The following is a 26,563-nucleotide window of genomic DNA, read 5'->3' as shown; positions in this document are numbered from 1 at the left end:
TCGCATTCGGTGTCAGGTCTGCGCGCCGGTACTCACGAATGTCAAATTCGTCCGTTCCGGTGCTCGCCCGTTCCTAGACTGCAAAGGTTTTCTATCACGCTGAAAAGAAGAAAAAAGCTAAAATGCACATCATTTTAGCTTTTTTTCAATGGCGACCACAAAAGGCGGGTCGTTTTGAATATTCATGTATTGATATGATAAAACTTGTACCTCTTCATGAGGGAGTGATCTGCAATATTCGAGTAGCACTTCTTTTTCTCTTTTACCTTCGGGATGTCCATGGTAGATCACAAGGACGATCAGTCCTCCGGGTTTGAGCCATTCGAGGAGCTGCTTGATGGCTTCAATGGTTGTATGAGCCTGAGTGGTGACGGCTTTATCGCCTCCTGGCAGATACCCAAGGTTAAACACTGCACCAGATATATGTCCATAAACATCCTTCGGAAGATGATCCGCCAGTTTTTCATGTCCATCATGGATGAGGTGAACGTAAGGATATTGACCGCCAAGCCTTTTGCTTGTCTGCTGCAAGGCTTCCTCTTGCACGTCGAATGCAAACACTTGACCTTCAGTTCCTACAAGGTCCGCTAAATAGAGTGTATCATGGCCGTTGCCCATTGTTGCATCTATGACGATGTCGCCTTTTTGACAAGCGCGTTCTAACAGCTCTTTACTAAAAGGAAGCATGCGTTTCAAAATCATTTGGCTGCTTCTTCCAATCTGACGAAACGTTTCCCTTGGTAGCTGTTACGTCTTTCGAGCTCAGCATTAATGGCATTGAGCACTTCCCACTTGTTAACACTCCACATTGGACCAACCATTAATTCAATTGGGCCGTCCCCTGTAATACGGTGAATAATCATTTCTGGCGGCAGAATCTCCAGCTGATCACAAACAAGCTGAACATATTCCTCCTGGCTTAAAAACTCAAGCTTTCCTTTTTCATATTGCTTGACCATTGGAGTCCCTTTTAAAAGGTGAAGCAAATGAATTTTAATTCCCTGCACATCTAAATCCGCAACAGCTTTTGCTGTTTCCATCATCATGTCTCGGTTTTCAAGAGGCAATCCATTGATGATATGTGAGCAGACACGAATTCCGTGTTTTCTCAGTTTTTCTACACCTTCAACGTAGCATTCATAATCATGAGCACGGTTAATGAGCATAGCTGTCCGTTCGTGTACCGTTTGAAGACCAAGCTCTACCCATAGGTAAGTGCGTTCGTTTAATTCGGCTAAATACTCCACTACGTCATCCGGCAGACAGTCAGGTCTTGTTGCAATGGATAGACCTACGACACCATCTAGATTCATGACGGTTTCAAATTTTTCTTTTAGGACAGGAAGCGGGGCGTGTGTGTTTGTATACGCCTGGAAATACGCCATGTATTTTCCGTCTTTCCATTTTGTATGCATCCGGTCTTTGATTTCGTTAAATTGAGTGATGAGATCATCAGCCCGGTTTCCTGCAAAATCACCAGATCCAGCGGCACTGCAAAATGTACAGCCGCCGTGGGCTACAGTACCATCACGGTTTGGGCAGTCAAAGCCGCCGTCTAAGGCTACTTTAAATACTTTATGACCAAAGTGTTCACGCAAATGGTAGTTCCATGTGTGATAACGTTTTTCGCTGTTTGAATATAAAAAAGGGTTATGCTGATCCAAGTCAGTAACCTCCTTGCATAATAATAGGCATCCTTAAAGTTTAACAAAAATCACGAAGGAGGACAATTGAATCTGTCCAACATTTTCTTTAGTGAAAAAGCTTTACATGGGCAAAATAGGCGGGAGCGATGATGAAATGGAGGGAATGTAAGATGGCAACAAGGCAGTCGATCGATGAATTTATCCAAAAAAGTACGGAAACCCTTGAGTTTGCAAGTGAACAATTTGATTTGAGCTCACGTCAGGAACATTATAATGAGGAAGAGTTTTCTAAAGCACAGCTCATGCTTGAAAATACGGTCAACGAATTAGAAAAAATAAAAGATGTCGCCAATGACCAGCAAAGAGAACGATTAGACAGGGCGCGTGTTCAAATTCAGAGCTTGCAAAATCAAATGATTTTAGGGATTTCTTACGATAATGAATGATGAACAGATCCTTCTTTTAAGGGTCTGTTTTTTATTTTCTTAATAAGTTATTGACTTTTATGCTGGGTGTCTATATTGTATTAAGTGTACTACATCAACTAATACACTATAGACACTTAAAGTGAAGAAAGGTGTTCAACCATGAAAAAAGAAAAAAACCCAATTAATTTGAAGTGGATGGTGCTGGCTGTTGCGTTAGCATGTACATTTTTTTTCGTTCTTGTTTTCATTGGTTTTGAAGTTCAAAAAGATTTGATACCCAATTCAGTTCCTTTAATGCAAGGACATGAACAAGCAATAGGACTGCAAAAGCATGAATGAGGAAAGAGGGAGTCATCATGATTCAAATAGATCCAAGAAGCGCTGCGCCAATATATGAACAAATCATTGAGCAGCTCAAAATTTTATGTTTAAAAGGCGTGATGAAGCCAGGTGACAAACTGCCCTCTGTCAGAGAGCTCGCCACCATTATCATTGCCAACCCAAACACCGTCAGTAAAGCGTATAAAGAGCTAGAGCGGGAAGGGATTATTGAAACTCTGCGGGGCCGCGGTACGTATGTAACAGAAGGTGCTCAGTTAAAGCTGAATGAAGGGAAGGTGCTCCAGATGAAAGAACAGTTAAGACAACTCATCATAGAAGCTCATCATGCTGGTATTGATATTCATCAGCTCAAGGAATGGCTGGAAGAGATCGGCTCAAGTTTAAAAGGAGGAAAACAAGTTGATTGAGGTTAGAAATGTATCAAAGAAATTAAATGGACGCGAAGTACTCAGCGACGTTTCCTTCAAAATAGGCGAAGGTGAGATCTTCGGTCTGCTTGGCCGGAATGGCTCTGGGAAAACAACACTTCTCAGATTGATTCAGCAAATTCTTCTTCCAGATGAAGGAGAGATTTATTTTAAAGACGTACTGGTGAAAGACCACCCTTTAGTAAAGCAAAATATTGTATTCATGCCGGTCGTGAATCCTTACTTTGACAGATACAATTACGGACAGCTTGTCCAGCTGTTAAAGCATATATATCCAAAGTTTGATGTGACCTATGCAAATGAGCTTGTGAACCGCTATGAAATTCCGGAAAAGGTAAAGTATCGTGAATTGTCGACAGGGTTAAAGAAACAGCTGTCATTAATTTTAAGCTTTGCCATCAAACCAGCTGTCATTTTATTAGATGAGCCAACTGATGGAATTGATGCCGTCACAAGAAATGACGTTCTTCAGCTGATGATTGACGAGGTGGCAGAACGACAAACAACGATTTTAATTACATCTCACCGCTTAGAGGACATTGAACGCATGTGTAATCGAATTGGATTTTTAGAAGGAAATCAGCTCACAAGTGTCATGGATTTAGATGAATTAAAGAATGACTATGTCAAAATCCAAATGGCTTTTGAAGAAGATGTGAATTTAAGTATTCGAAAAAATGGCGTTGCGATTTTGGATCAAGCGGGCGTTTTCTATACAGCGCTTGTTCTAAAAACCGACGAAGAAGCTAAAGAGTACTTGAAGTCACTGAAGCCAAAAGTATGGCATGAACTGCCTGTGAATTTAGAAGAAGTATTCATTGCGAAGTTTGGAGGGAAACGCAGATGGTAAAGCGGCAATTATTATATAAGGAGTGGAAGCAATCAGAGCTGACATTCATTTTAGTGATGATTGTTGCTGCGCTTGCGACGCCCTTTGCATTCTTAATGGAATATTCGTCTTTTCAAACGTGCCTAAACGATACAGAATGTATTACGGATGCACCACGTTTTTCTTATATCTTTAAGACGGATCCTTTCCTCTCCCTTTCATGGCTAATGGGAATTTTCTTTGCTGTCATGCAGCTTGGATTTGAGAGAAATAAAGGGCAGATGGATTTTACCTTATCCTTGCCATTTAGCAGAAGTACAATCTATCACACAAAGTTTTTCTTAGGTGCTGGAATCATAGCAGTCGCTCATGCCGTTTCTTATGTTCTTACTTATTTACTTATTTTAGGACTTAACCCACTAGAGACACCTGGCTTTCATAGCGTTTATATCATTTCGCTTGTGTCCTCCTTGATGTTTTATAGTTTATTTTTTGCAGCGGGTACTTTAACCGGAAGTTCCATTGCGCAAGCAATCGTTGGGTTCAGCACAGCTATTTTACCCTTTTTAGTGATCGGATTACCGCTTGTTCATGTAGATTTTATCATCAAGACAAGTGGGAGTTGGTTAGATAAGAGCTTCGCTTATTTGATATCGCCTATATCTCCAATCAACTATATTATAGATGAACCTTTCCGATCTGATTATCCTCTTTGGTTCTCAGGCGAAAAAATCATTATACCTATTGTCATGGTGGTTCTGTTTTATCTAATTGGCTTAATTAGCTTTATAAAACATCCAATTGAAAGAAATGGCCGCTTCTTCCTTTACTCAAGTATGGATAGACCTATTCAGATTATGGTCATCGTCTTCGGTGTTCTAGGGTTTGGATGGTTTGGTTTTTCTTCAGATAATTCCATATTTGGTTATATCGTTGGCATGCTCATCGGTGGAGTCGTAGGCGCCTTAACGAGTTATTTCTTAATCTATCGAAAAAGATAAACAGAGAGCAGGGGAGTAGAGATGATTCAGATTCAAGCATTAGATCATGTATTTAAAATTGGTAAAAAGGGCAGGGAAAATGAAATTCCTGTGCTGAAAGGGATTGACCTGTCCATCAAAAGAGGCGATATTGCTTGTATTGTTGGACGAAGTGGTTCGGGGAAATCGACTTTATTGAACTTAATATCAGGCTATATTACGCCAACGAGCGGAAAAATTGTCATTGATGGCACCGATGTGACCGGCTTTAATGAAAAAGAATGGGCAGACTTTCGCTTAGATCACTTTGGCTTTATCTTTCAAAGCTTTCAGTTGATCGGGAGCTTAACAACGTATGAGAATGTTGAACTTCCGCTCACTTTAAAAGGAGTGAAGCCGTCTGAACGAAAGGCGAAAGTAAAAGAAATGCTGAAACGAGTAGGACTTGAACATCACGCAGGACATTACCCAAATGAGCTGTCAGGCGGACAGCAGCAGCGTGTGAGTATTGCAAGAGCCTTGATTTTAAATCCATCAATTATTTTAGCAGATGAACCAACAGGCAGTCTGGATTCAGAAACTGAAGGAGAAATTTTAGCCTTTATCCAGCAGCTCAATCGCGAAAAAGGAATTACATTTGTCATCATTACACATGACGATGAAGTCGCTTCAATCGCAGACACAACGTTCCAGCTTCACGACGGTGTATTAAAGAAAGGGGAACAATCCATTGAAATTTAGAGATCAGGTCAAATTCATTAGAAGAAATATGAAGAAAAATAGATTGCGTGTGTTTATGACCATTCTTGCGACGACAATGGCATGCTCTTTCTTAATCGTTCTAGCGTCTGTCGGTTTTGGTTTGCAAAAATCAGCTCAAGATGAAATTATGAAGCAGCAAATCATCACAGAAATTAAAGTGTTAGGAAAAGAAAAAGGAGACGTTAAGATTGATGATTTAAAGAAATATGATCATGTGAAATCTGTCGTCTCAAGAACGGCAATCAATCCTTCGATTAACGTCGAGCTCGATAACCGTTCAAGTGAAACGCAGGCTGCTTTGACTGATATGAAAGAAGAAAAAGAAGCAGGTCTTGAACTAGACCGAGGAAAAGTCCCAACATCAGCGAACGAAATTGTGGTTGGGTATCATATGGCGCAGCAACTGTGGACAAAAAAAGAACGCGAAGCCTATGAAAAAGAATTAAACCAGACGTCAAATGGGGAAGAAACACCGAAGGAGCCAAAAGGCTACACGAAGGATATTTTAAATAAAGTGATTCAAATCAAAGTGCCAAAACTAAATGAAGAAGGTGAAGTCGTTAAAGAAAAAACATTTGATTTCCGTGTAGTAGGCGTTTTGAAAAAGCCGAATTTGGAGTGGCAGGAGGATCATAAAATTCTGATTCCGAATGCTTATGAAAAAGAATTTGGTCAAATACTCGACCTGTCTCCTGAAGCAGGAAATGTCGAGAAAATGACCTCTGTTTATGCAGATAAATTCGACAATGTCGGTACGCTCACGAATAAACTGACAGATGAGGGCTATCAAGTCATCTCTGTGACGAACCAGCTTGAAGGAATGGATATGTTCTTTACGGTCTTCAAAATTGGACTCATTTTTGTCGGATGTATTGCAGTCATTATTTCTGCCATCGGAATTTTCAATACGATGACCATGGCGGTAACAGAGCGAACACAAGAGATTGGGATTATGAAAGCCATTGGCGCGAATCCATCCATTATCAAGCGGATGTTCCTAATGGAAAGTGCTTATATTGGAGTAATCGGATCAATCATCGGTATTATCATCTCATATTTGATTAGTTTCGCCGTTAATTTAATCATCCCAGCCATTTTGTCGTCCATGTCTGAGGGAGGATCAAGCGATCAATTCTCGATTACTTTTTCCTATATTCCACTCAGCCTTGTCATTACAGCGACAGTGATCAGCGCAGGGGTAGCGATCATCTCAGGGCTTAACCCGGCACGTAAGGCAACAAAAACGAATGTATTAGCAGCTTTAAGAAGAGAAATCTAAAAAAGAACCTCCTGTAAACCCGATTGGGTGCTCAGGAGGTTCTTTTTTATCTTAATTAAACATCGCTATTGCTTAGGTGCCCTGTATCCGGCACGCTCTGCTTCTTCTACTGAGCAGAACATTTTGGTTACATTCTTTGTTCTAGAGTAGTATCTGCTGCTTGGTGTGTGGTAAATACCGTTGACACTCCCTTTAATGTTACAGGCAGCCGATTCTTTTTTTGTTTCCTTTTGTGATTCATGACCGCCTGTGCTTTTTCCTTCATCTTTAGGTGCGGAGCGCTGGACGGTGGAAGAACTCGTATCGCTGCTACTATTCTTGATTTCTTGTTTGAGTGTTTCATTGCTGGAGGTGAGCTTGTCTATTTTCTCTTCAAGCGATTGAATGGTCTTTTCTTGCTGTTTGACCGTTTCTTTTTCTGAGGTGATGGTTTCTAGCTTTTTTTCCAGCTTTTCTTTTTCCTTCTCCGCATCTTCTAAAGAGGAGGTAAGCGACTCTTTATCAGCTTTTAAGCGCGAAATGTCAGATGAGAGTTCCTTTTGATCCTTTAACAGCTGTTCGGAAGATGGATCGGCTTGTGCCTTTGGCGCATTTCCAGCAGTAAGCGGTAATGACATAATGGAAAAGAAGAGACCAATGATCAAAAAAGGATAAAAAAGTTTCTTTGAAAAAATCAGCTCGTTCTGGTGTTTGAGTAAGAAGAAATTGACAGCATATCCGATGGCAAAACAAACACATAAAAGACCTAATATGAGTAACAGCATATCTAACAGCCCCCCTAAATTGCTATTTACACCTATCATACCTCATTTTTCCATTTTGGGGAGCGGTTCAATTAAAAAAACCCTGTTTACACAGGGTTTTCAGCTAATGGTAATCCTTTTATGGCTTCTTTTACTGTCAAATAAGTGATCGTATTCTGGAAATCTGTATCCAGGTCTTTCATTTTCAGCGCAAGCTGCGGCTTAATCCCAGTGATGATCAGTTCGGTTCCAGTTAGATTGAGAAGATGATGCAGTTTGAAAATACGTGCTGCGACGGAATCATCGACCTCGATTAAACCAGAAAGGTCGACAATTAAATAATCATCCTTTGAATCATCTAATATACAGGTTAACTTAGCGACAATAGCATCAAAGCGTTCTTCAGATAATTTTCCGATAAGCGGAAGAGCAGATACACCATTTTTAATTGGGACGATTGGCGTCGAAAGAGAGGTGACTTCCTGTAAGGAATCTTCTAGGAGCTGTTCATATTCTTTCTGTTTCGTAATATCCTTTTGAAAACCAATGAAAAATGTTTTGTCATCTTGTTCAATGTATAGAGGATCTATATTGAGTTCATTCCAAAAAAAAGTGCCGTCTTTTTTATAATTTTTTAGCTGTGTGGTAATAGGTGTTTTGTTTTGAATTCCATGACGAATTAAAGCAAGCTGCTTTTGATCCGTGTCTTTTCCTTGAAGGAATCGACAATTACGACCAAGAATTTCATCTGGTTTGTATCCAGTCATTTGTGTAAAGCCGTGATTCACATAAACGATAGGGTTATCCTCTAAGGAAGGGTCTGTAATGACAACACCGATCCGCGCATGATCCAGCGCTTTTTTGATGAGTTCAAGCTGTTTTTGCAAGCCGAAAATGTTCGAGCTGACCATATTACCCTCCTTTGCTGCTATAAGACATATCAAATGGTTGTCTTTTCAACCAAATGAATCCTTTTAAACGTAACATAACATATGTTCTGTTTCAACGATTGCAAACGCTTTGTTAAATTTGTCATCATAGTTTGTCCTCCATTAGAATAGAGTAAGTAAGGAGACTTTTCATTAGAAAAAGAAGGAATCAATTACTCATCATTCATAAAATGACAAAAATAGTTAATATGGATTAGGTAAAAATGATTCCAATGCATCAAGATTGTTTTTAGGTCATTCACATATAATGGAAGAAACAAGCTTTTTTTCTTCGTTAGAGAGAATAGACCTTTTACATGGATTATGACGGAACAGCAGAATGGCATTACAGGGGGCTGGACAGCCTGAAGTCGCTTTACTATTCTAAGGGCTTTAGGAAGGTGATGAAAATGCTGCAACAAGTCATTATTGCTTGCGCCATTGGAGGGGTCATGGGCATTCTCGGTCACGTAAAGAAAAAAGGCAGGCTAGAGAAGCCCAGAATGACAAAAAAGTTTATTTACTTAGGGTTTATTGAAGATTGGCTCGTTGGGATGATTGCCGCTACACTGCTTGTCTTATCCTCAAATCCCGAATCTAGTCTGCACTTGATCATCTTATCCATTATTTCAGGTTACGGAGGAGAAGCAGTTCTGCGAAGCTTCGATTTTGTGAGAGAAGAACGTTCACAGGATGCAGGCTCCAACCGTCATAACCGATCTCCACACGAATAATATCCTCTACTTTACCCTAGTCTAGGGTACATTCCCATTGTATACAAACCTGCTTGCACTTATGATCATAATTCTATAAAATACTACTTAGATGACGGTTACGATAAGAACAGTGAAGAGGAGTAGTAGGAAAGCAGTATTTGTCTTTAGAGAATTGACGGCTGGTGAAAGTCAATCAAATCTGCTTCTGAACTCGCCTCAGAGTTGCAGTTGCGTTAAAGCTTCTGTCGCATGTCTGCGTTAAAGATATTAAGTGAGCGTACGAACAGCATGTTACGCTAACAAGGGTGGTACCGCGGGAACCAAAAAATCTCTCGTCCCTTTCCAGGGATGAGGGTTTTTTGTTGATTTTAGAAAAATCTGAATTCTTGCAGTGGCCATCTAAGCAGATAAAGCCGTACATATTAAAGGAGGTTTTCACATTGAGTTTTCAGCATCGGGAAATTGAAAAGAAGTGGCAGGATTATTGGCTGACACATAAAACATTCGCCACATCTGACTCGGAAGATAAACCGAAGTTTTATGCACTTGATATGTTTCCATATCCATCAGGAGCAGGGCTTCATGTCGGGCACCCTGAGGGCTATACAGCAACGGATATTTTATCACGCATGAAACGCATGCAGGGATATGATGTTCTTCATCCAATGGGATGGGACGCATTTGGTCTCCCAGCAGAACAGTATGCACTTGATACAGGAAATGATCCGGCGGCTTTTACAGAAGAGAACATCAATAACTTCCGCCGCCAAATTCAATCACTAGGGTTCTCGTATGATTGGGATCGAGAAATCAACACGACAGATCCGAATTACTACAAATGGACACAATGGATTTTCTTAAAATTGTACGAAAAAGGATTGGCCTATATCGATGAAGTACCAGTGAACTGGTGCCCAGCGCTTGGCACAGTGCTTGCAAATGAAGAAGTCATTGATGGAAAAAGTGAACGCGGAGGGCATCCTGTTGAAAGACGTCCTATGAAGCAGTGGATGCTAAAGATTACAGCATATGCGGACAGGCTGTTAGAAGATTTAGAGGACATTGATTGGCCTGAAAGCATCAAAGATATGCAGCGTAACTGGATCGGACGCTCTGAAGGTGCGCACGTTCATTTTGAAGTAGAAGGACATGACGAACAGTTTACGGTTTTCACAACGCGTCCTGATACACTATTTGGCGCAACATATGCAGTGCTTGCACCAGAGCATGCACTTGTTGAAAAAATTACATCAGATGCTCAAAAAGAAGCTGTCGAAGCGTATATCAAAGAGATTCAATCAAAGAGTGACTTAGAGCGGACAGATCTTGCTAAAACGAAGACAGGTATTTTCACAGGAGCGTATGCCATCAATCCTTTAAATGGTGAAAAGATGCCGATCTGGATTGCCGATTACGTGCTGGCGACTTATGGAACTGGAGCCATTATGGCGGTTCCGGCCCATGATGAACGTGACTATGAATTCGCCAAAACCTTTGATCTTCCAATTAAAGAAGTTGTAGAAGGCGGAGACATTGAGAAAGAAGCCTACACAGGTGATGGAAAGCACATTAACTCTGATTTCCTAAATGGCTTAGGAAAAGAAGAAGCGATTGAAAAAGCGATTGCATGGCTTGAAGAACATCAAAAAGGTGAAAAGAAAGTCACATATCGTTTAAGAGACTGGCTGTTCAGCCGTCAGCGCTACTGGGGTGAGCCGATTCCAATCATTCATTGGGAGGACGGAACATCTTCAGCTGTTTCAGAAGAAGAGCTTCCACTGATCTTGCCTAAGACGACAGAGATTAAGCCAAGTGGTACAGGTGAATCACCATTAGCCAATATTAAAGACTGGGTTGAGGTTGTAGATCCTGTTACAGGTAAAAAAGGCCGCCGCGAAACGAATACAATGCCGCAATGGGCAGGCAGCTGCTGGTATTTCTTACGTTATATTGATCCTCATAACACAGAAGAGCTTGCCTCTCCTGAGAAGCTGAAGAAATGGCTTCCAGTTGATGTGTATATCGGCGGAGCAGAACACGCTGTACTGCATCTTCTATATGCACGCTTCTGGCATAAGTTCTTGTATGATATCGGTGTTGTTCCAACAAAAGAACCTTTCATGAAATTGTTCAATCAAGGTATGATTCTTGGGGAAAACAATGAAAAAATGAGTAAATCAAAAGGAAATGTGGTCAACCCGGATGATATCGTAGAATCTCATGGTGCGGATACATTACGACTTTATGAAATGTTCATGGGACCTTTAGATGCGTCAATTGCTTGGTCTGAAACAGGACTTGATGGCGCTCGTCGTTTCCTTGATCGTGTATGGCGTCTCTTTACAAATGAAGATGGCTCACTCAGTGATAAAGTGACAGAGCAATCTGGCGGCGCATTAGAACGCAGCTATCATGAAACAGTCATGAAGGTAACGGATCATTATGAAGGCTTGCGTTTCAATACAGGCATTTCACAATTAATGGTGTTTATCAACGATGCCTATAAAGCTGATACACTGCCGAAAGAATATGCAGAAGGCTTTGTAAAGCTTCTTTCTCCAATTGCACCGCATTTAGCAGAAGAGCTTTGGAATAAACTTGGTCATGAAGGATCTATTTCTTATGAAGCATGGCCTCAATATGATGAGTCAAAACTTGTCGACGATGAAGTAGAAATTGTCGTACAGCTTAACGGTAAAGTAAAAGCAAAATTAACCGTTCCTGCTGATGCAACAAGGGAGCAGTTAGAAGAGCTCGCGAAAAATGATGTACGTGTAAAAGAACAGCTTGAAGGGAAAACCATTCGTAAAGTGATTGCAGTTCCTGGGAAGCTTGTCAATATTGTTGCGAACTAATGATGACACCCATCGGTATGAACCGGTGGGTGTTCTTTATTTCCCGGGACATAATTTTGTCGAAAACAAGGTGATTCCCGCATCGGTCTCGTATTTTAACAGGTGATCAAGAAAATGAGGAGTGACGTCAATGGAAAAGGAAAGCAAACGTGAACAACTGCTCAGTCTGTTAGGAGAAATGCCAGAACGTCATCGCGTGGAGGCTTATACGTTAAAAATGGAAGAACGTGAATCATATGTAGTGGAAACTCTCATTCTCTCCATGAATGGTGAAGAGGAAGTCCCTGCTTATTTCGTGAAACCGAAGGATACGGTGAAAAAAAGACCCGTTGTACTGTTCCAGCATTCACATGGGGGGAATTACGTGAATGGGAAGGACGAGCTGTTAAAAGGTGCTCATTATTTGCAAACGCCTTCATATGCAAAAGAGTTTACGTCTAAAGGATATAGTGTACTGGCCATTGATCATGCAGGGTTTGGTGAGAGAAGAGGAAGAACAGAAAGTGAAATTTTTAAGGAAATGCTTTTAACAGGAAAAGTGATGTGGGGCATGATGCTGTATGAAAGTATGTGTGCGATTGATTATTTGCTGTCTCGATCTGATGTGCTGGCGGACAGGTTAGCTGTCTTTGGGATGTCAATGGGCGGTCTTCTTTCCTGGTGGACGGCTGCACTTGATGAGAGGGTCAGTGTGTGTATTGATCTTTGTGCACAGGTGGACCATCATACATTAATTGAAACGAACAATTTGGACAGACATGGCTTTTATTACTATGTACCGAGCTTGGCGAAGCATTTTACAGCAGCGGACATTCAAGAAATGATTTTTCCAAGACCGCATTTAAGCTTAGTTGGAAAACTTGATCAGCTCACGCCTGCTGAAGGCATTGAAAGGATTCAAAAGGTATTGAGTCAAACCTATGAAGCTGCTTCATTGAAAGAACGATATCAGCTTACCCGTCTTCATGCAGGTCATTTTGAAACAGCCGCTATGCGTCACGAGGCGACACGATTTTTGAAAAAGTGGCTGTAATCAAGAAACGCTTGGACATACTACGTCAAAAGAAAGGAGGAGACAGATGAAAAGAATCACCATCATTGGCGGATGCGGTGTGATTGGACGTCTTTTAACAAAAGCGCTCTCTGATGAGTACAGCGTCACGATTATTGATCTAACGAGCTGTGTAGAAGGAGTCATTTTAGCCGATGCAGCGAATGAACAGAATGTATATGAGGCAATTCCGCGGGATACAGATGTCATCTTGCATCTTCTAAACATGGACATGACGCATGATGTGATGGATCATGAAGAATTTGCAAAAATGACTGATATTTTTTGGAGGAGTACCTATTATATGTTTCGTTCAGCCGCCCGGCATGGCATACGAAAAGTCATTTTTGCAAGCAGCAACCATGTGACGGATCGTTATGAAGAGGATGGACGCTCCTTACTTGGGCGGCAGATTACAACTGACGATGTGCCTGCGACTAAAAATGTCTATGGCATATTAAAGTTTGCTTCCGAACAGCTGGGACGTTTGTTCCACGATCAATCGGGAATGTCTGTCATCAATTTAAGAATTGGAACAGTTGTAACAGATGAGATGAAGGCATTGCACAAAAAGCAAAGAACAAAAAGAACTCTGCTGTCACACGAGGATCTTACAGGTATGATAAAGGCAGCGATTGAAACGAATATCTCCTTTGGGACCTATTATGCTGTATCAGAGAATGAAGAAAAGCCGTGGTCTACTGAGAAAACGAAGCAGGAGTTAGGCTATGAACCAGATGTCAATACGACGGAGATCCTCGGAGACAATGATCAAGCATAGGGCATAATCATGTCATGAGCTAATGATCTTATTCTTTTGTTTCATGAGCATAAAAGCACGGCTGATATGATCTATCCAGTTGGTCTGTCAAAATGATTATAGACGCTTTCTTCCCCCGTTTGTTACATTTTAATCACGATATCGTCACAGGCTGCAGCTTACTTTCAGATGAAATGATAACGCTTTCAAAGAAAGGGCGTGATGAACATAGATCGTTCTATTAAAGGCCGATTGTTCAATTTATTTAATTACTCTTTTCTACTCATGTTCGCATTAATATGTGTGCTTCCGTTCATCCATGTCATTGCCGCCTCTTTTGCAACAGTAGAAGAGGTCATCACGAAGAAGTTTATCTTGTTCCCGACGACGTTTTCTTTAGAGGCATATCGGTATATTTTTTCTACAGATATTGTGTATCGCAGCCTCATTGTGTCCATTCTTGTGACGCTCGTTGGAACAGCTGTCAGCATGTTTTTGTCCTCGCTTATGGCATACGGTCTGTCTCGCCAGGAGCTAAAAGGCCGGAGAACACTGATGTTTCTCGTTGTTTTCACGATGCTGTTTAGCGGAGGGATGATTCCGACGTTTATTGTGGTGAAAACACTTGGTCTGCTTGATACGTATTGGTCACTTATTCTACCGGTTGCAATCAATGCGTTCAATTTAATCATTTTGAAAAACTTTTTTCAAAACATACCAGCAAGTCTTGAGGAATCAGCGAAGATGGACGGCTGTAACGATTTAGGGATTTTCTTTAAAATTGTGCTGCCACTTTCTTTGCCAGCCATTGCAACCATTTCACTTTTTTATGCCGTGACGTATTGGAATACGTATATGACTGCCATTCTGTATTTAAATGATTCAGTGAAGTGGCCGATTCAGGTGCTGCTGAGACAGATTGTCATTGTCTCAAGCGGAATGCAGGGAGATATGTCGGATATGGGCTCATCCACACCACCGCCAGACCAGACGATTAAAATGGCTGTGATCGTTGTGGCAACCATTCCGGTTCTGCTTGTCTATCCATTTATTCAAAAGCATTTCAACAAAGGGGCATTACTAGGTTCTGTAAAGGGTTAAAAAGAAGGAACAACGGAGGGATCTTATGGGGAGAAAGAAATTATGGCTGATTGCGTTTGTCCTGTTATTTGCAGCAAGCGGTATTCTGTCAGCATGTTCAAGTAAAGGGGCAAACTCATCAGATGAGAAGGTTGATCTAGACAAAAAGGTAAAGCTGACATGGATGGCGATTTTATATCATCAGCAGCCGCCGAAGGATTCCGTTTTAAAAGAGATTGAAAAACTCACAAATACAGAGCTTGATATTACATGGGTGCCTGATGCTGTGAAGGAAGATCGGTTAAATTCCGCACTTGCAGCAGGGAATTTGCCGCAAATTGTGACGATTCAAGACATTAAAAATTCGTCTGCGATTAATGCGTTCAGATCAGGCATGTTTTGGGAAGTCGGTCCGTATTTAAAGGATTATCCAAATTTAAGTAAGATGAACGAATTGATTAATAAAAACGCCTCTATAGACGGGAAGCTTTATGGCATCTATAGAGAGAGACCACTTTCAAGACAAGGGATTGTCATTCGAAAGGATTGGCTTGAAAATTTAAATTTGGATACACCAAAAACATTGGATGATCTATATGAAGTAGCCAAAGCCTTTACTGAAAAAGACCCGAATCAAAATGGAAAAGCGGATACAATTGGCTTTACGGATCGGAACGATTTAATTTATGGCGCATTTAAAACACTTGGTTCATATGAAGGAATGCCCACAGACTGGAAAGAAGAAAACGGGAAATTCACGCCAGACTTTATGACAGATGAGTACATGAATACAATGAAATACATGAAAAAGCTGCGTGACAATGGCTATATTAACAAAGACTTCCCAGTGACAAGCAAAACACAGCAGCAGGAATTATTCTCACAAGGAAAAGCAGGCATCTATGTTGGAAATATGGTAGATGCCGTGAACCTGAGAGATGATGCGACAGATAAAAACATGAAAGTAGATATTATCAACCGAATCAAGGGCCCAGATGGCAAAGAACGTGTGTGGGCATCAGGTGGTCATAATGGCATCTTCGCATTCCCTAAAACAAGCGTGAAATCAGAGGCAGAATTAAAGCGGATTTTGGCCTTCTTTGACCGCATTGCCGAAGAAGATGTATATGGTCTCATGACGTACGGTATAGATGGCCAGCATTATAAGAAAGAAGAAGGAAATACATTTGTCAGGGAAGAAAGCCAAGTGAAAAGCTGGCAGACAGATGTACAGCCGCTTGTCAGTCTTGTAGGAATTGATAAACGTTACTTGAAAAATAAAGGGGATGCAGTTCGTTCTAAATATGAAGAGCTAGAAGAAGACAATCAAAACATCATCGTTGCCAATCCTGCTGAAAGCCTGTATTCAGAAACAGCATCAGAGCGTGGAAACGAATTGAAGAAAATCATCGATGATGCGACCTATAAGTTCATTCTTGGAGACATCAGTGAAGATCAATTTAAGAAAGATGTAGAGAAGTGGAAATCCAATGGTGGGAATAAAATCATAGAAGAATATGAAGCTTCCTTTAAAAAATCAAAATGACCAATAGGAACACCCCCGCAAAGCAAAAAAGCGGGGGTGTTTTCATTAAAAGTCGAAGTTATCTGGATCTGGACCGATACGTTTGTTTTCATTTAAGTCAGAAAGACGTTTCATATCTTCATCAGATAAGACAAAATCAAATATATCAGCGTTTTCCTTTAAACGATGTGCTTTCGTTGATTTTGGGATGGTGATGACACCTTTTTGTACATCCCAGCGCAAAATAATTTGAGCAGGTGTTTTACCGTATGTGTCTGCGAGCTCTGTAATCAGCGGGTGATGCAGCAGTTCACCCTGCATCAGCGGTGACCAAGCTTCCATTTGAATGCCATGAGAGTTCAAATACGTAGAGAGTGTTTCCTGCGTTAGTTTTGGATGAAATTCTACTTGGTTGATCGCTGGTTTGATGTCTGCATCTTTTAATAGTTCGTCTAGGTGATGCGGCTGGAAGTTGCTCACGCCGATGGCTCTGACCTTTCCTTCACGATACAAGGTTTCCAGTGCACGCCAAGCTTCTTTGTATTTTCCTTCAACCGGCCAATGGATTAAATACAGATCAAGGTAGTCAAGCTGAAGCTTTTTTAAGCTTTCTTCGTATGCATTTAGGGTAGATTCATATCCTAAATCGGCATTCCACACTTTTGATGTGACAAAGATATCCTCGCGGCGCAGTCCTGTTTCTGCTAAACCAAGCTGTATGCCTCGTCCAACACCTTCTTCATTTCCATAAATAGCCGCTGTATCAATACTGCGATAGCCTAATTGAATGGCTGTTTTGACAGCATCAACTAATTCTGCTCCATCTTCCACCTTGAATACACCAAGGCCAAAGCCTGGCATGAGGACCCCATTGTTTAATGTTTTTGTACTTTGTAAATGTTCCATCATAAAAACTCCTTTAAATGGTTTGTGTTTGTTCTTTTTGTTCCATTTGATAACTGATCATCGTAAGAATGGCTGCGATGAGGACCATGATGCCGCCGACCCAGCCTGTATGCACAAGACCAAGTGTATCTGTCACGATGCCTCCTAAAAATGAGCCAATGGCAATCCCGGCATTAAAGGCAGCGATATTCATAGCAGATGCGACGTCGACCGCTCCGGGTGTGTATCTTTCTGCAAAATCAACGACGGCTACTTGCAGCCCAGGTACATTCATGAAAGCAAACAGTCCCATCAGCATGACGGTTCCAATGCCTAACACTGTGAATCCAGCAGTGAAGCTAAGGATAAACAAGATAATGCTTTGGATGATAAACATATAGATCAGTGCTTTCATTGGCTGTTCATTAGCAGCTTTTCCGCCAATGACATTTCCGGCTGCGATCGTGATTCCGTATAAAAGCAGGATCAAGGCCACAGCCCCAGGCGCAAGACCTGTCACATGCTGCAAGAGAGGAGATAAATACGTGAAGACGACAAAGGTTCCTCCATACCCTGTGGCTGTAATGACGAATAAAAGCAAAATTCTTTTTGTTTTTAATTGAACAGCTTGATCCTTAAAAGATGTTTTCACCCCCTGCTTTAATTGAGACGGCACAAGAAAATAGTTGGTTATCAGTGCGGTCAGACCAATGATCACAATCACACCAAATGATGTCCGCCAGCCGAGCTCATGACCAAGAAATGTCCCGAATGGCACACCTGTCACAGTCGCTACTGTTAAACCAGTGAACATAAAGGCAATGGCGCTTGCCCGTTTTTCTTTCACGACAAGGCTTGCAGCAATTGTAGAACCGATGGACATGAAGATTCCATGGGACAAGGCTGAAATCACTCGGCCGATTAACAGCACTGAAAAAGTCGGGGCAATGGTGGCAAGTGTATTACCAATCAAAAAGACGAGCATAATGAGCAAAAGCAATGTCTTTCTTTTCATCGTGGAAGTAAGGGAAGTCAATATAGGCGCGCCAAATGTCACACCAAGTGCATATAAAGAGACAGTCCAGCCTGCCTGACTGACGCTCACTCCAAAGTCCTCTGAGATCATTGGCAAAAGACCGACACTAATGAACTCAGTTGTTCCTATAGCAAAAGCACTAATCGCTAGTGCGAGAAGAGCAAAATGGTTTTGCTTTTTCTTCATAAGTAAGTTCACATCCTTCTGTGATGACATTTTGATAGACGAAGCCGATCGGCAAGAGTTATTATCTAACATAGATGACGAAAAAAAAAGTACGTACTTTTTTGTAATATAGGTACTAAAAAGTGCCTGTTCGTACAAAGAGGAGTGAACATTCGATGGAAAAGAAAAAATATAATATCTCTGTGGAAGCAACGCTTGAGGTCATAGGCGGGAAGTGGAAGTGTGTGATTTTATGTCATTTGACACACGGGAAAAAACGGACGAGCGAATTGAAGCGGCTCATGCCAAACATCACACAAAAAATGCTCACGCAGCAGCTGAGAGAGCTTGAAAGTGATGGGGTCATTAACCGGATCGTCTATGAACAGGTGCCGCCTAAAGTGGAATATGAATTAAGTGAATACGGACAGTCGCTCGAAAGAATTCTCAATGCGCTATGCGATTGGGGGGCAGCTCATATTGAACGTGTGTATGGAGAGCCGCTTTCCGTGCTGGAAGACAGCATCTTAAATGAACAGTTTAAATAAAAGAGTCCCGCTTTCTTGTGAGAGCGGGACTCTTTGTCTTACATGCCTTTTTTCTGGTCGCGGTATTTCCCAGGAGTAGTACCTTCCAGCTTTTTAAAGGACCGGATGAAATTTTGCGGGTTTTTATATTTCAGTTTTTCCGAAATTTCTTTGACGGACATATCGGTTTCTACTAGCCAGTTTTTAGCGACATGGTGTCTGTAGGAAGAGAGATACTCACTAAAGGAGATATCCATTTCCTTTCTGAAAATGCTGCTTAAATAATTGGGATTGTAATGCAGACGTGTGGCGATTTCATCCAATGTGAGATCTGAGTCGAATTCTTGATGAATGATATGAATGATTTTTTCTGAGATGTTTTTGTATTGTGAGTCTTCACGTGCAGCAAGCTGGTCAATAATTGGCCGAATGATTTCATGTTTCAGCCATGCTTCCGTATCTTCAAAGGTTTTAAATTCAAAAATCGTATCATAGAGCATTTTGTTATCTTCGACCTCAAATAATTCAATGCCCAGCAAATGCATCAGCTCAATTAAATTGTTTAAAAAACGAGCGAGGGCAATATGATATTCGTGCGGTCCTGCATTTTTAGAAAAAATGGATTGCAGGAGCACATGTAAATAGTGATCCGCTTTGCCTTGATCGCCAGCTTTCATCGCATCAAATAAATCATGCTGCAGCTGCTTTGGAAAATGGGTTTTGAACGTCTTTCCTTGCTGGATATGCTCATATAAGATAATGGACTTTTTCTCTGCTTTGAGTCTGTATTTTAAGGCTTCTTTTCCTTCAATGTAAGCATGTTTTGCCATCGTGAGCTCCTTAAACTGGCGGCTGATCCCAATGCTGATCGATAAACCGAGCTCTTCTTCAATACGCTGCTGAATGCTTTCTGCTAATTGATTTAAATATTCAGTAAACTCTTCATCTGACTTTGAGTGGTTGAGGATAATCGTCGTTTGATGCTGATTGACAACGGTTGGCTGAAGGTGCTCCTCTTGCGGAATAATCTGCTCGATCAGTCCATTGATCGCAAATAAAAGCAAGTCAGCATCTTTTTTTTCATAAGGTGTTCCTTTTAACGTATCGATTTGGGTCACAAGCATAGACAAATGAGACCAGCCCTGAGGAAAGCCTAAGCTTTGGAACCGGTTGTTAACTTCTTCATCTGTCAGCTTTCCAAGCAGCAGCCGTACCATAAAGTATTGCTGTAAGTGTGTCACTTGCTGCTCAATCCGTTCCTCTAAATCATTGTTTTGATCTTTCATTTGTTTAATACTCGATTCAATCAACTCAAATTCATTTTGAAAAGGCTGTTTTTGCAAAAATGATTCATTACGTGCAAATGACTCGTATAATAAGCGGATTGGTTTATAAAAGTGTCTGGAACCAAACCATGAAAATAGTAATGAAAGCGCTAACAAAATAGTGCAGATAATAAAGGTAATCCACCCAATTGATTTCGTTTGCTGCTTAAGTTCTGGAATAGAAACAAAGGATAGGTACGTCCATTCATTATAATCTGATTTTTGAAATGTGATTTGATAGTTGAGTTCGTCGATCTTCATATCAAATTGCCCTGATCGTTTTTCAAGTGAGAGCACATGCTTGACGAAATCCTGATGTTTCAGCGATTCCCCAATTTGTTCTTTGCGGTTATGTAGCAGCACTTTTCCGTTGGTATCGATGACAAACATACTATCTGATTGAGAGAAGTCAGGCATGTTATCAGCAATTACGCAGCTTGGAATGCTGGCGACAGCGATTCCCTTTTTTTGAACGCTGTTCATAGGCAGTTGTTTGATTAAATTCACATTGTACTTACAAAAGGATGCTTTTCCTTCTTTTGTCGCAACAAGTGGATTATTCTCTTCAAGTGCCCAGCTGGAGTGACTTGGTATATTGAGGTAAGAGGTCAGCGCTTTTTCTTGGTCTTCGCTTGTGACATGATAAAGCCCCGAATTGTTCATGTACCAGTCTTCCATTTTACTGACGAGTGTAATATTGGAAAGGTCGGTGTCAAAGGTTTGCAGGTAGTTCAGTTCCTGCTGTACTTGATTATAAAGCTGAAATTGGTCTGGATTTAAAGGTTCTGCCAGTGTTTGAAGGAGAGGCGGCGAACTGACATAGTGAGTGAGAGAATGATCAACAGTTTTTAAAATATGCTCAATATTGGATTGCGTTTGTTTGACGCTGTCGAGCTTTTCATTTGAGATATTTTCAAGTGCTGTTTTTTGCGAATGCTGATAAGAAAAAATGCCGACAATGATAACAGGAATCGTACTAAGTATGAAAAAAAACGTCACTAGCTTGTAATAAAATTTGTACTGCCTTCTTTTCATAAAACCCCCCATTTCAAACAAAACAATCTTTTCCCCTTAATTTATTAATCCAAAAATCTGGTAGGTTTGTCAATAATCATTTTCTGAGATTAGGATCATTTTCTTATGTTTTATGTAACGTTTTGATCAGCATCACCTATGAAAATATGATCTGTTGATATGATTGTAGACGGATTTTTCATCCTTAAGATACAGTTAACACATGCATTAGCATGAGGGGAGGCTTTATCAATGAAAACAGAGGATGTCACTGCCAAGGGTGTGCCTGCGGCAGCTTTGAAAAGTGAAAAAAGAAAGCGCTTACTTAATCAATTGCTAAGTCAAAAGTTTTTGTATTTAATGATTTTGCCGGGGCTCATTTATTTTATTGTTTTTAAATATGTGCCAATGTGGGGGCTCATCATTGCCTTTCAAGATTACCAGCCGTTTCTCGGCATTCTTGGCAGTGAATGGGTTGGCTTCAAACACTTTATTCGATTGTTTACAGAACCAACATTTTTCATCTTATTAAAAAATACACTGATTTTATTTGCCATGAATGTCGTGATTTTCTTTCCAATTCCGATCTTATTAGCGCTTCTTTTAAACGAAGTGAGATTGGCATTGTTTAAGAAATTTGTACAGACGATGATTTACATTCCTCACTTCATGTCATGGGTGATTGTCGTGTCCTTATCTTTTGTTTTGTTAACAGTAGATGGCGGGTTAATGAATGAATTGATTGCTTTCTTTGGTGGAGAAAAGATTAACTTCCTTCTTAGTCAGGAATGGTTTAGACCGATGTACATTTTACAGGTCATCTGGCGGGAAGCAGGATGGTCAACAATCATTTACCTTGCGGCGATTACAGCGGTAGATCCGCAGCTATATGAAGCAGCAAAAATGGATGGGGCCGGGAGACTGAGACAAATGTGGCACATCACACTTCCTGCCATTAAAAGTGTCATTGTGGTTCTGCTTATTTTAAAAATCGGTGATACGCTTGAGCTTGGCTTTGAGCATGTCTATCTATTACTGAACGCAACGAACCGGGAAGTAGCAGAGATTTTTGATACGTACGTTTATACAGCAGGTCTTAAGCAAGGACAATTCAGCTATAGTACCGCTGTTGGTTTATTTAAAGCAGCTGTTGGACTTATTTTGGTCATGCTGGCAAACCGTTTAGCGAAGAAATTCGGGGAAGAAGGTATTTATTAAAAAGGGAGATGAGGAAGAATGACTTTATCGATTGCAAAGGGATCACCGCTTGAGCATGCAGAGAAATTAGCACAAACCATTATGAAAGCGTATACACCAATTGAGCTGCCGCCAGCTGGAAGATGGCATTATCATCAAGGCGTTTTCCTTTGCGGCGTCATGAAGCTATATGAGGCAACAGGGAACGAGGCGTATTTCGATTATGTGAAAAACTATGCGGACTCCCTCATTGATGAGTACGGTAATCTGTTATTTCGCAGGGATGAGCTTGATGCCATTCAAGCAGGACTCATTTTATTCCCTCTTTACGAACGAACGAGAGAGAAGCGGTATGTGCTGGCGGCGGAGAAGCTGCGCGGACTATATCGTACGCTAAACCGCACGTCTGAGGGCGGATTTTGGCATAAAGACAATTATGCTTATCAAATGTGGCTCGATGGTCTCTACATGGGCGGTCCTTTTGCCTTAAAGTATGCACAGCTTAAAGGTGAAGAGTCACTAGTGGATATGGTCATCCATCAAGAGCATCTCATGAGAAAGCATACGAAAGATGAACAAACAGGTCTGTATTATCACGCGTGGGATGAACGAAAAACGATGCCATGGGCTGATCAAAAGACCGGCTGTTCCCCAGAGTTTTGGGCAAGATCGTTTGGCTGGTATGTCCTTGCATTAGCAGATATGATCGAGGACTTGCCCGAGCATCATGAAAGGCGGAAGGTGTGGAAGGAAACGCTGACAGACATGCTGGAAAGTGTGGCAAAGTACCAGGATCAAAAGACAGGTCTCTGGCATCAAATCATTGATAAAGGAAATCACAGTGACAATTGGCTTGAAAGCTCGGGATCGTGTTTATTCATGTATGCCATGGCAAAGGCCATGAATGAAGGGTATGTGAGCCTCCGTTATGTTGATCATGTGGTCAGAGCATATCAAGGCTTGATTCAGCATAAGACGGCTGAGAAAGAAAATGGTGATTTTACCATCAATGATATTTGTATTGGAACATCTGCGGGATTTTATGATTACTACGTTGGAAGAGAGCGGAGCACTAATGACTTGCACGGGGCAGGCGCTTTTATTATGGCGTTAACTGAGCTAGAAAAGCTGTCTGTTTTTCAAAAGGCATGAGGAGGCAAAAAAGAGCCGCCGTATGGCTCATCAGTATCATCTCTGCCCTTTGTTTATCTGCCTGTCAGGGGAAAACAAACGGGATCGATGTTCTGATTTTTTCTGATATGTCAAAGGGGATGAAGGATCAATTAGTGGCGAAGGCTTTTCAGCCGGAACAAGAGACGTATAGCGTCCACATCTTTCCGGCGATTCCTGAAAAGCTTCTTGTTGAAATTACCTCAAAAGAGGGGGACGTGATGCTTGTTCCAGAAGAAATGTTCAGAACATATGATGATCCTGAAAGCTTTCAGCTGCTTGAAGAGATGGAAATAGGCGGTCAAGCAGCAGGACCATATACGGTCGAGGACAAAAAGACAGGGAAAACGGTCGATTATGCGGTTCAAATCAATAAAGGAAAGAAAAAACTCAACGGCTATACCTTTCAATTACACCGGGATATGGTCGCTTTCATTCCCGTGTATGCTGATAAGACGGAAGAGGCGCTGTCTCTTATGAAACAGCTTCGTGAAAACCAATAGAAAATGGGGTGGGGAATGTGAAACGGGTCGTGATTTGCGGGCTGAGTCATCGTGCGTTCAATATGTTTATTCAACCGCTCATAGAGGATTTCAATGAGCATTATCGGATTACAGGGCTCCTAGATATAGATCATCAGCGGTATATACTTTGTCAGGAGCGTTTTCCGTCACTCCGGGGCGTTTCGTTTTTTCATGAAGATGCATTTGATCAGATGGTCAAAGAAACAAAACCAGATATCGTCATTGTGGCAGGCAGGGATGACACACATGTCACATATATCATGCAGGCACTTGACCATGATCTAGATGTCATCACTGAAAAGCCGATGGTGACAACAGCAAAAGACGCCAAAAAAGTGATGGAAAAAGAGGCGGAAAGTAAAGGGAAGGTCACGGTCACCTTTAATTATCGCTACAATCCTTTCCATCGAAAAGTAAAAGAACTTATTTTAGACGGGAAAATTGGAAGGGTCACATCTGTTGAACTGAGCTGGCTCATTGATACGTACCATGGTGCTAGTTATTTCAAAAGGTGGAACCGCACACGTCAATTTTCTGGCGGGCTGTCCATTCATAAGTCGACGCATCATTTTGATTTGGTCAACTGGTGGATTGATCAAAAGCCGAAGCAAGTATTTGCTTACGGGGCGCTGAACTATTACGGCAGCGAAAGCCCTTGGAATCCCTTGCAGGGGGAGGAAAATAGATTTTGCGGAACATGTCATGTGAAGGATATATGTCACTATGAAGCAAGGTGGAATCCGCGGGTTGAGCGCTCGAAGGTGGAGGACGACCATATTGAATCCGGTCAGGAGCAAACGCAGCAGTACTCAAACTATCGCCCTGATGCCTGCATTTTTGATCAGGAAATTGATATTGAGGATACATATGTGGCGTCAGTCGCTTATGACCAAGGGGCTTTGCTCAGTTATTCGATTCAATTCTCAGCCCCATATGAAGGCTATCGTCTTGCCATTAATGGGACGAAGGGGCGTATTGAAACAAATGAGTTTCATGTGCCATCAAGAATTCCTTTTCAATTCCCAGAACAAACAATTTCTTATTACCCGATGTTTGGATCAAAGGAGACGATTGAAGTCGTAAAGCAGCCAGGCGGACATGGCGGAGGAGATCCTCTGCTTTTGGCTGATTTATTTATAGGAAAAGATCCCTTGATTCACTATGACATCTTAGCAGGAGCAGAGGCTGGTGCTTATTCGATTGCTCTTGGGGAAGGCATGTGGCGCTCTGTCGCAGAAAAGCGCCCAATTGAAATCGATGAATTGTTCCATAAAGAGACGGTGTAAAGAGAAAGAGAGGAGGGGAAAGAGATGGATCATGATGGTTCAATGAGCAGAATGCTGAGGATGTGTGAGTGGGTGATGAGGCTCGCCTATACGAATTTGTTATGGCTTTTGTTCACCATCCTGGGGCTTGGCGTATTTGGCTTGATGCCTGCGACCACTGCGTTATTTTCCGTGATGAGAAAGTGGATTCAAGGGCATGAGCAGGTCAATGTATTCCGCACTTTTTGGAAGGTATTCAGGGAGGAGTTTATACGCTCTAACATCATTGGAGTGGTGCTATGCATCATTGGAACGATTATTTATGTCGACCTTGCTTATATCTATCCGGCGAGCTGGCTCTTACATGTGCTTCGCTTTGCTATATATATTTTCGGCTTTCTGTTTATTGTGAGCTTATTTTATATTTTTCCGCTACTTGCGCATTACGATTGGAAAAAACGTCTCTATCTGAAATTCTCTCTTCTGCTCGGTATCTCATACTTGCAATATACACTCTCTATGCTTGTTTTCTCGGCTGTGCTGTTTGTTCTGTTTGCTTATTTACCAGGAATCGTGCCGTTTTTCAGCGTAAGCATACTCGCCTACGGTCATATGTGGCTGGCCTATCAAGTTTTTAAAAAGGTAGAGTTTGAAATTGAGTACGAGACAGCCGAAATGAAGAAGCGGCTGCCGTCTTTCCTTCAATCAAAGCGGGTGAATACGCAGTGAAGTGAATCATTTGCTATAATGGTGTCACTGTAATGAAAAGGAGAGATGAGAGTCGTGTCAGTGAAAGAAATTTCAATAGAAGAATTAAAACAAAAGCTGGAGCAGGAAGACGCCATTCAGCTTATCGATGTACGTGAGGATGAAGAGGTAGCAGAAGGTATGATCCCGGAAGCCATCCACATTCGAATGGGCGATATCCCTGAGAAGCTGGATGCATTCGATCAAACGCAGGAATATTATATTATTTGCCGTTCTGGTAAACGTAGTGAAAATGTCTGCTATTACCTAGAAGATCAAGGCTACCAAGCGACAAATGTCGTTGGCGGGATGCTTGCTTGGACAGGAGAAACAAAACCGAAGCTGTAAATAGAAG

The 26,563-nt window shown here is 41.4% G+C and carries 27 protein-coding genes and 1 other annotated feature; of the genes, 20 read left to right on the top strand and 7 right to left on the bottom strand.

Going from position 1 to position 26,563, the window contains the following annotated elements; all coding sequences use genetic code 11:
* Positions 1–129 precede the first annotated feature (129 nt).
* Both NSQ25_RS13765 and NSQ25_RS13760 read right to left on the bottom strand, forming a co-directional pair.
* Positions 130–702 (bottom strand): class I SAM-dependent methyltransferase, encoded by a 573-nt coding sequence (locus NSQ25_RS13765; protein WP_034279434.1) that lies wholly within the window; start codon positions 700–702, stop codon positions 130–132.
* Positions 699–1,664: a TIGR01212 family radical SAM protein gene (locus tag NSQ25_RS13760; RefSeq protein ID WP_003217704.1), complete on the bottom strand. Its 966-nt coding sequence runs from the start codon at positions 1,662–1,664 to the stop codon at positions 699–701. Before NSQ25_RS13760 ends, NSQ25_RS13765 begins: the two co-directional genes overlap by 4 nt.
* Before the next feature lie 152 nt (positions 1,665–1,816).
* On the opposite strand from NSQ25_RS13760, the gene NSQ25_RS13755 reads away from it, so the two are divergent.
* The 7 genes from NSQ25_RS13755 to NSQ25_RS13725 all read left to right on the top strand — a co-directional run bounded on the left by NSQ25_RS13755 (position 1,817) and on the right by NSQ25_RS13725 (position 6,694).
* Positions 1,817–2,092: a YtzC family protein gene (locus NSQ25_RS13755; RefSeq protein ID WP_214755470.1), complete on the top strand. Its 276-nt coding sequence runs from the start codon at positions 1,817–1,819 to the stop codon at positions 2,090–2,092.
* Positions 2,093–2,233: 141 nt separating this feature from the next.
* The gene (locus NSQ25_RS13750; protein WP_024426213.1) at positions 2,234–2,413 is read left to right on the top strand and encodes a hypothetical protein; all 180 of its coding nucleotides are present in this window, start codon (positions 2,234–2,236) and stop codon (positions 2,411–2,413) included.
* A gap of 17 nt (positions 2,414–2,430) precedes the next feature.
* Complete coding sequence (locus NSQ25_RS13745) at positions 2,431–2,823, top strand: GntR family transcriptional regulator (protein ID WP_024426212.1); 393 nt, start codon at positions 2,431–2,433, stop codon at positions 2,821–2,823.
* Entirely contained in the window at positions 2,816–3,694 is an 879-nt protein-coding gene (locus tag NSQ25_RS13740; protein ID WP_034279440.1) for an ABC transporter ATP-binding protein, read from the top strand. Before NSQ25_RS13745 ends, NSQ25_RS13740 begins: the two co-directional genes overlap by 8 nt.
* Positions 3,688–4,674: an ABC transporter permease subunit gene (locus NSQ25_RS13735; RefSeq protein ID WP_061109506.1), complete on the top strand. Its 987-nt coding sequence runs from the start codon at positions 3,688–3,690 to the stop codon at positions 4,672–4,674. Before NSQ25_RS13740 ends, NSQ25_RS13735 begins: the two co-directional genes overlap by 7 nt.
* A 21-nt stretch (positions 4,675–4,695) precedes the next feature.
* Positions 4,696–5,394, top strand: coding sequence for an ABC transporter ATP-binding protein (locus NSQ25_RS13730; protein WP_024424897.1), 699 nt, complete (start codon positions 4,696–4,698; stop codon positions 5,392–5,394).
* A complete protein-coding gene (locus NSQ25_RS13725) occupies positions 5,384–6,694 on the top strand; it encodes an ABC transporter permease (RefSeq protein ID WP_061109505.1) in 1,311 nt (436 codons plus the stop codon). The genes NSQ25_RS13730 and NSQ25_RS13725 overlap by 11 nt, the downstream gene beginning before the upstream one ends.
* Positions 6,695–6,759: 65 nt before the next feature.
* On the opposite strand, the gene NSQ25_RS13720 is transcribed toward NSQ25_RS13725, so the two are convergent.
* Together NSQ25_RS13720 and NSQ25_RS13715 are read right to left on the bottom strand one after the other, a co-directional pair.
* The gene (locus NSQ25_RS13720; protein ID WP_061109504.1) at positions 6,760–7,458 is read right to left on the bottom strand and encodes a hypothetical protein; all 699 of its coding nucleotides are present in this window, start codon (positions 7,456–7,458) and stop codon (positions 6,760–6,762) included.
* 86 nt (positions 7,459–7,544) lie between these two features.
* Positions 7,545–8,348, bottom strand: coding sequence for an STAS domain-containing protein (locus NSQ25_RS13715; RefSeq protein WP_024426208.1), 804 nt, complete (start codon positions 8,346–8,348; stop codon positions 7,545–7,547).
* Between the two features lie 422 nt (positions 8,349–8,770).
* Here NSQ25_RS13715 and NSQ25_RS13710 point away from each other — a divergent pair, with 422 nt between their 5' ends.
* From NSQ25_RS13710 to NSQ25_RS13685, 6 genes are all read left to right on the top strand, one after another.
* A complete protein-coding gene (locus NSQ25_RS13710; protein WP_008343006.1) occupies positions 8,771–9,100 on the top strand; it encodes a DUF4257 domain-containing protein in 330 nt (109 codons plus the stop codon).
* Positions 9,101–9,203: 103 nt separating this feature from the next.
* Positions 9,204–9,425 (top strand) — a binding site (T-box leader).
* Between the two features lie 97 nt (positions 9,426–9,522).
* Positions 9,523–11,937 (top strand): leucine--tRNA ligase, encoded by a 2,415-nt coding sequence (leuS, locus tag NSQ25_RS13705; protein ID WP_046312139.1) that lies wholly within the window; start codon positions 9,523–9,525, stop codon positions 11,935–11,937.
* 130 nt (positions 11,938–12,067) lie between these two features.
* Positions 12,068–12,970 carry a dienelactone hydrolase family protein gene (locus tag NSQ25_RS13700; protein ID WP_326136135.1) on the top strand — a complete coding sequence of 301 codons (903 nt, stop codon included), beginning with the start codon at positions 12,068–12,070 and terminating at the stop codon, positions 12,968–12,970.
* A gap of 46 nt (positions 12,971–13,016) precedes the next feature.
* On the top strand, positions 13,017–13,769 hold the full coding sequence (locus NSQ25_RS13695) for an NAD(P)-dependent oxidoreductase (RefSeq protein ID WP_070326307.1): 753 nt from the start codon (positions 13,017–13,019) through the stop codon (positions 13,767–13,769).
* A 219-nt stretch (positions 13,770–13,988) separates the two neighbouring features.
* Complete coding sequence (locus NSQ25_RS13690) at positions 13,989–14,849, top strand: carbohydrate ABC transporter permease (RefSeq protein ID WP_087976618.1); 861 nt, start codon at positions 13,989–13,991, stop codon at positions 14,847–14,849.
* Positions 14,850–14,874: 25 nt separating this feature from the next.
* Positions 14,875–16,374, top strand: a complete 1,500-nt coding sequence (locus tag NSQ25_RS13685; protein WP_070326308.1) for an extracellular solute-binding protein — start codon at positions 14,875–14,877, stop codon at positions 16,372–16,374.
* Between the two features lie 45 nt (positions 16,375–16,419).
* On the opposite strand, the gene NSQ25_RS13680 is transcribed toward NSQ25_RS13685, so the two are convergent.
* Both NSQ25_RS13680 and NSQ25_RS13675 read right to left on the bottom strand, forming a co-directional pair.
* Positions 16,420–17,262 carry an aldo/keto reductase gene (locus NSQ25_RS13680; RefSeq protein ID WP_034279459.1) on the bottom strand — a complete coding sequence of 281 codons (843 nt, stop codon included), beginning with the start codon at positions 17,260–17,262 and terminating at the stop codon, positions 16,420–16,422.
* Positions 17,263–17,272: 10 nt separating this feature from the next.
* Positions 17,273–18,460 (bottom strand): MFS transporter, encoded by a 1,188-nt coding sequence (locus NSQ25_RS13675; protein WP_070326309.1) that lies wholly within the window; start codon positions 18,458–18,460, stop codon positions 17,273–17,275.
* Positions 18,461–18,615: 155 nt separating this feature from the next.
* Between NSQ25_RS13675 and NSQ25_RS13670 the strand changes: the two genes are divergently transcribed.
* On the top strand, positions 18,616–18,987 hold the full coding sequence (locus NSQ25_RS13670; protein WP_003217763.1) for a winged helix-turn-helix transcriptional regulator: 372 nt from the start codon (positions 18,616–18,618) through the stop codon (positions 18,985–18,987).
* A 38-nt stretch (positions 18,988–19,025) separates the two neighbouring features.
* Here NSQ25_RS13670 and NSQ25_RS13665 read toward each other — a convergent pair whose 3' ends face one another.
* Positions 19,026–21,326, bottom strand: a complete 2,301-nt coding sequence (locus NSQ25_RS13665) for a helix-turn-helix domain-containing protein (RefSeq protein ID WP_034280716.1) — start codon at positions 21,324–21,326, stop codon at positions 19,026–19,028.
* 231 nt (positions 21,327–21,557) lie between these two features.
* On the opposite strand from NSQ25_RS13665, the gene NSQ25_RS13660 reads away from it, so the two are divergent.
* The 6 genes from NSQ25_RS13660 to NSQ25_RS13635 are packed head-to-tail and all read left to right on the top strand — an operon-like array spanning position 21,558 to position 26,556.
* Entirely contained in the window at positions 21,558–22,523 is a 966-nt protein-coding gene (locus NSQ25_RS13660) for a sugar ABC transporter permease (protein WP_024424886.1), read from the top strand.
* A gap of 18 nt (positions 22,524–22,541) precedes the next feature.
* On the top strand, positions 22,542–23,654 hold the full coding sequence (locus NSQ25_RS13655) for a glycoside hydrolase family 105 protein (protein WP_326136136.1): 1,113 nt from the start codon (positions 22,542–22,544) through the stop codon (positions 23,652–23,654).
* Positions 23,651–24,175, top strand: coding sequence for a lipoprotein YteS (locus tag NSQ25_RS13650; RefSeq protein ID WP_326136137.1), 525 nt, complete (start codon positions 23,651–23,653; stop codon positions 24,173–24,175). The genes NSQ25_RS13655 and NSQ25_RS13650 overlap by 4 nt, the downstream gene beginning before the upstream one ends.
* 17 nt (positions 24,176–24,192) lie before the next feature.
* Positions 24,193–25,482, top strand: coding sequence for a Gfo/Idh/MocA family oxidoreductase (locus NSQ25_RS13645; protein WP_326136138.1), 1,290 nt, complete (start codon positions 24,193–24,195; stop codon positions 25,480–25,482).
* 24 nt (positions 25,483–25,506) lie between these two features.
* Positions 25,507–26,190, top strand: a complete 684-nt coding sequence (locus tag NSQ25_RS13640) for a YesL family protein (protein ID WP_326136139.1) — start codon at positions 25,507–25,509, stop codon at positions 26,188–26,190.
* A gap of 54 nt (positions 26,191–26,244) precedes the next feature.
* Complete coding sequence (locus tag NSQ25_RS13635) at positions 26,245–26,556, top strand: rhodanese-like domain-containing protein (protein ID WP_065214504.1); 312 nt, start codon at positions 26,245–26,247, stop codon at positions 26,554–26,556.
* Positions 26,557–26,563 lie beyond the last annotated feature (7 nt).

Origin of the sequence: Bacillus sp. FSL R5-0512 (assembly GCF_038593295.1) — a bacterium.
Lineage (GTDB): Bacteria > Bacillota > Bacilli > Bacillales > Bacillaceae > Bacillus > Bacillus safensis.
This window is presented reverse-complemented; position numbering and strand designations above follow the sequence as displayed.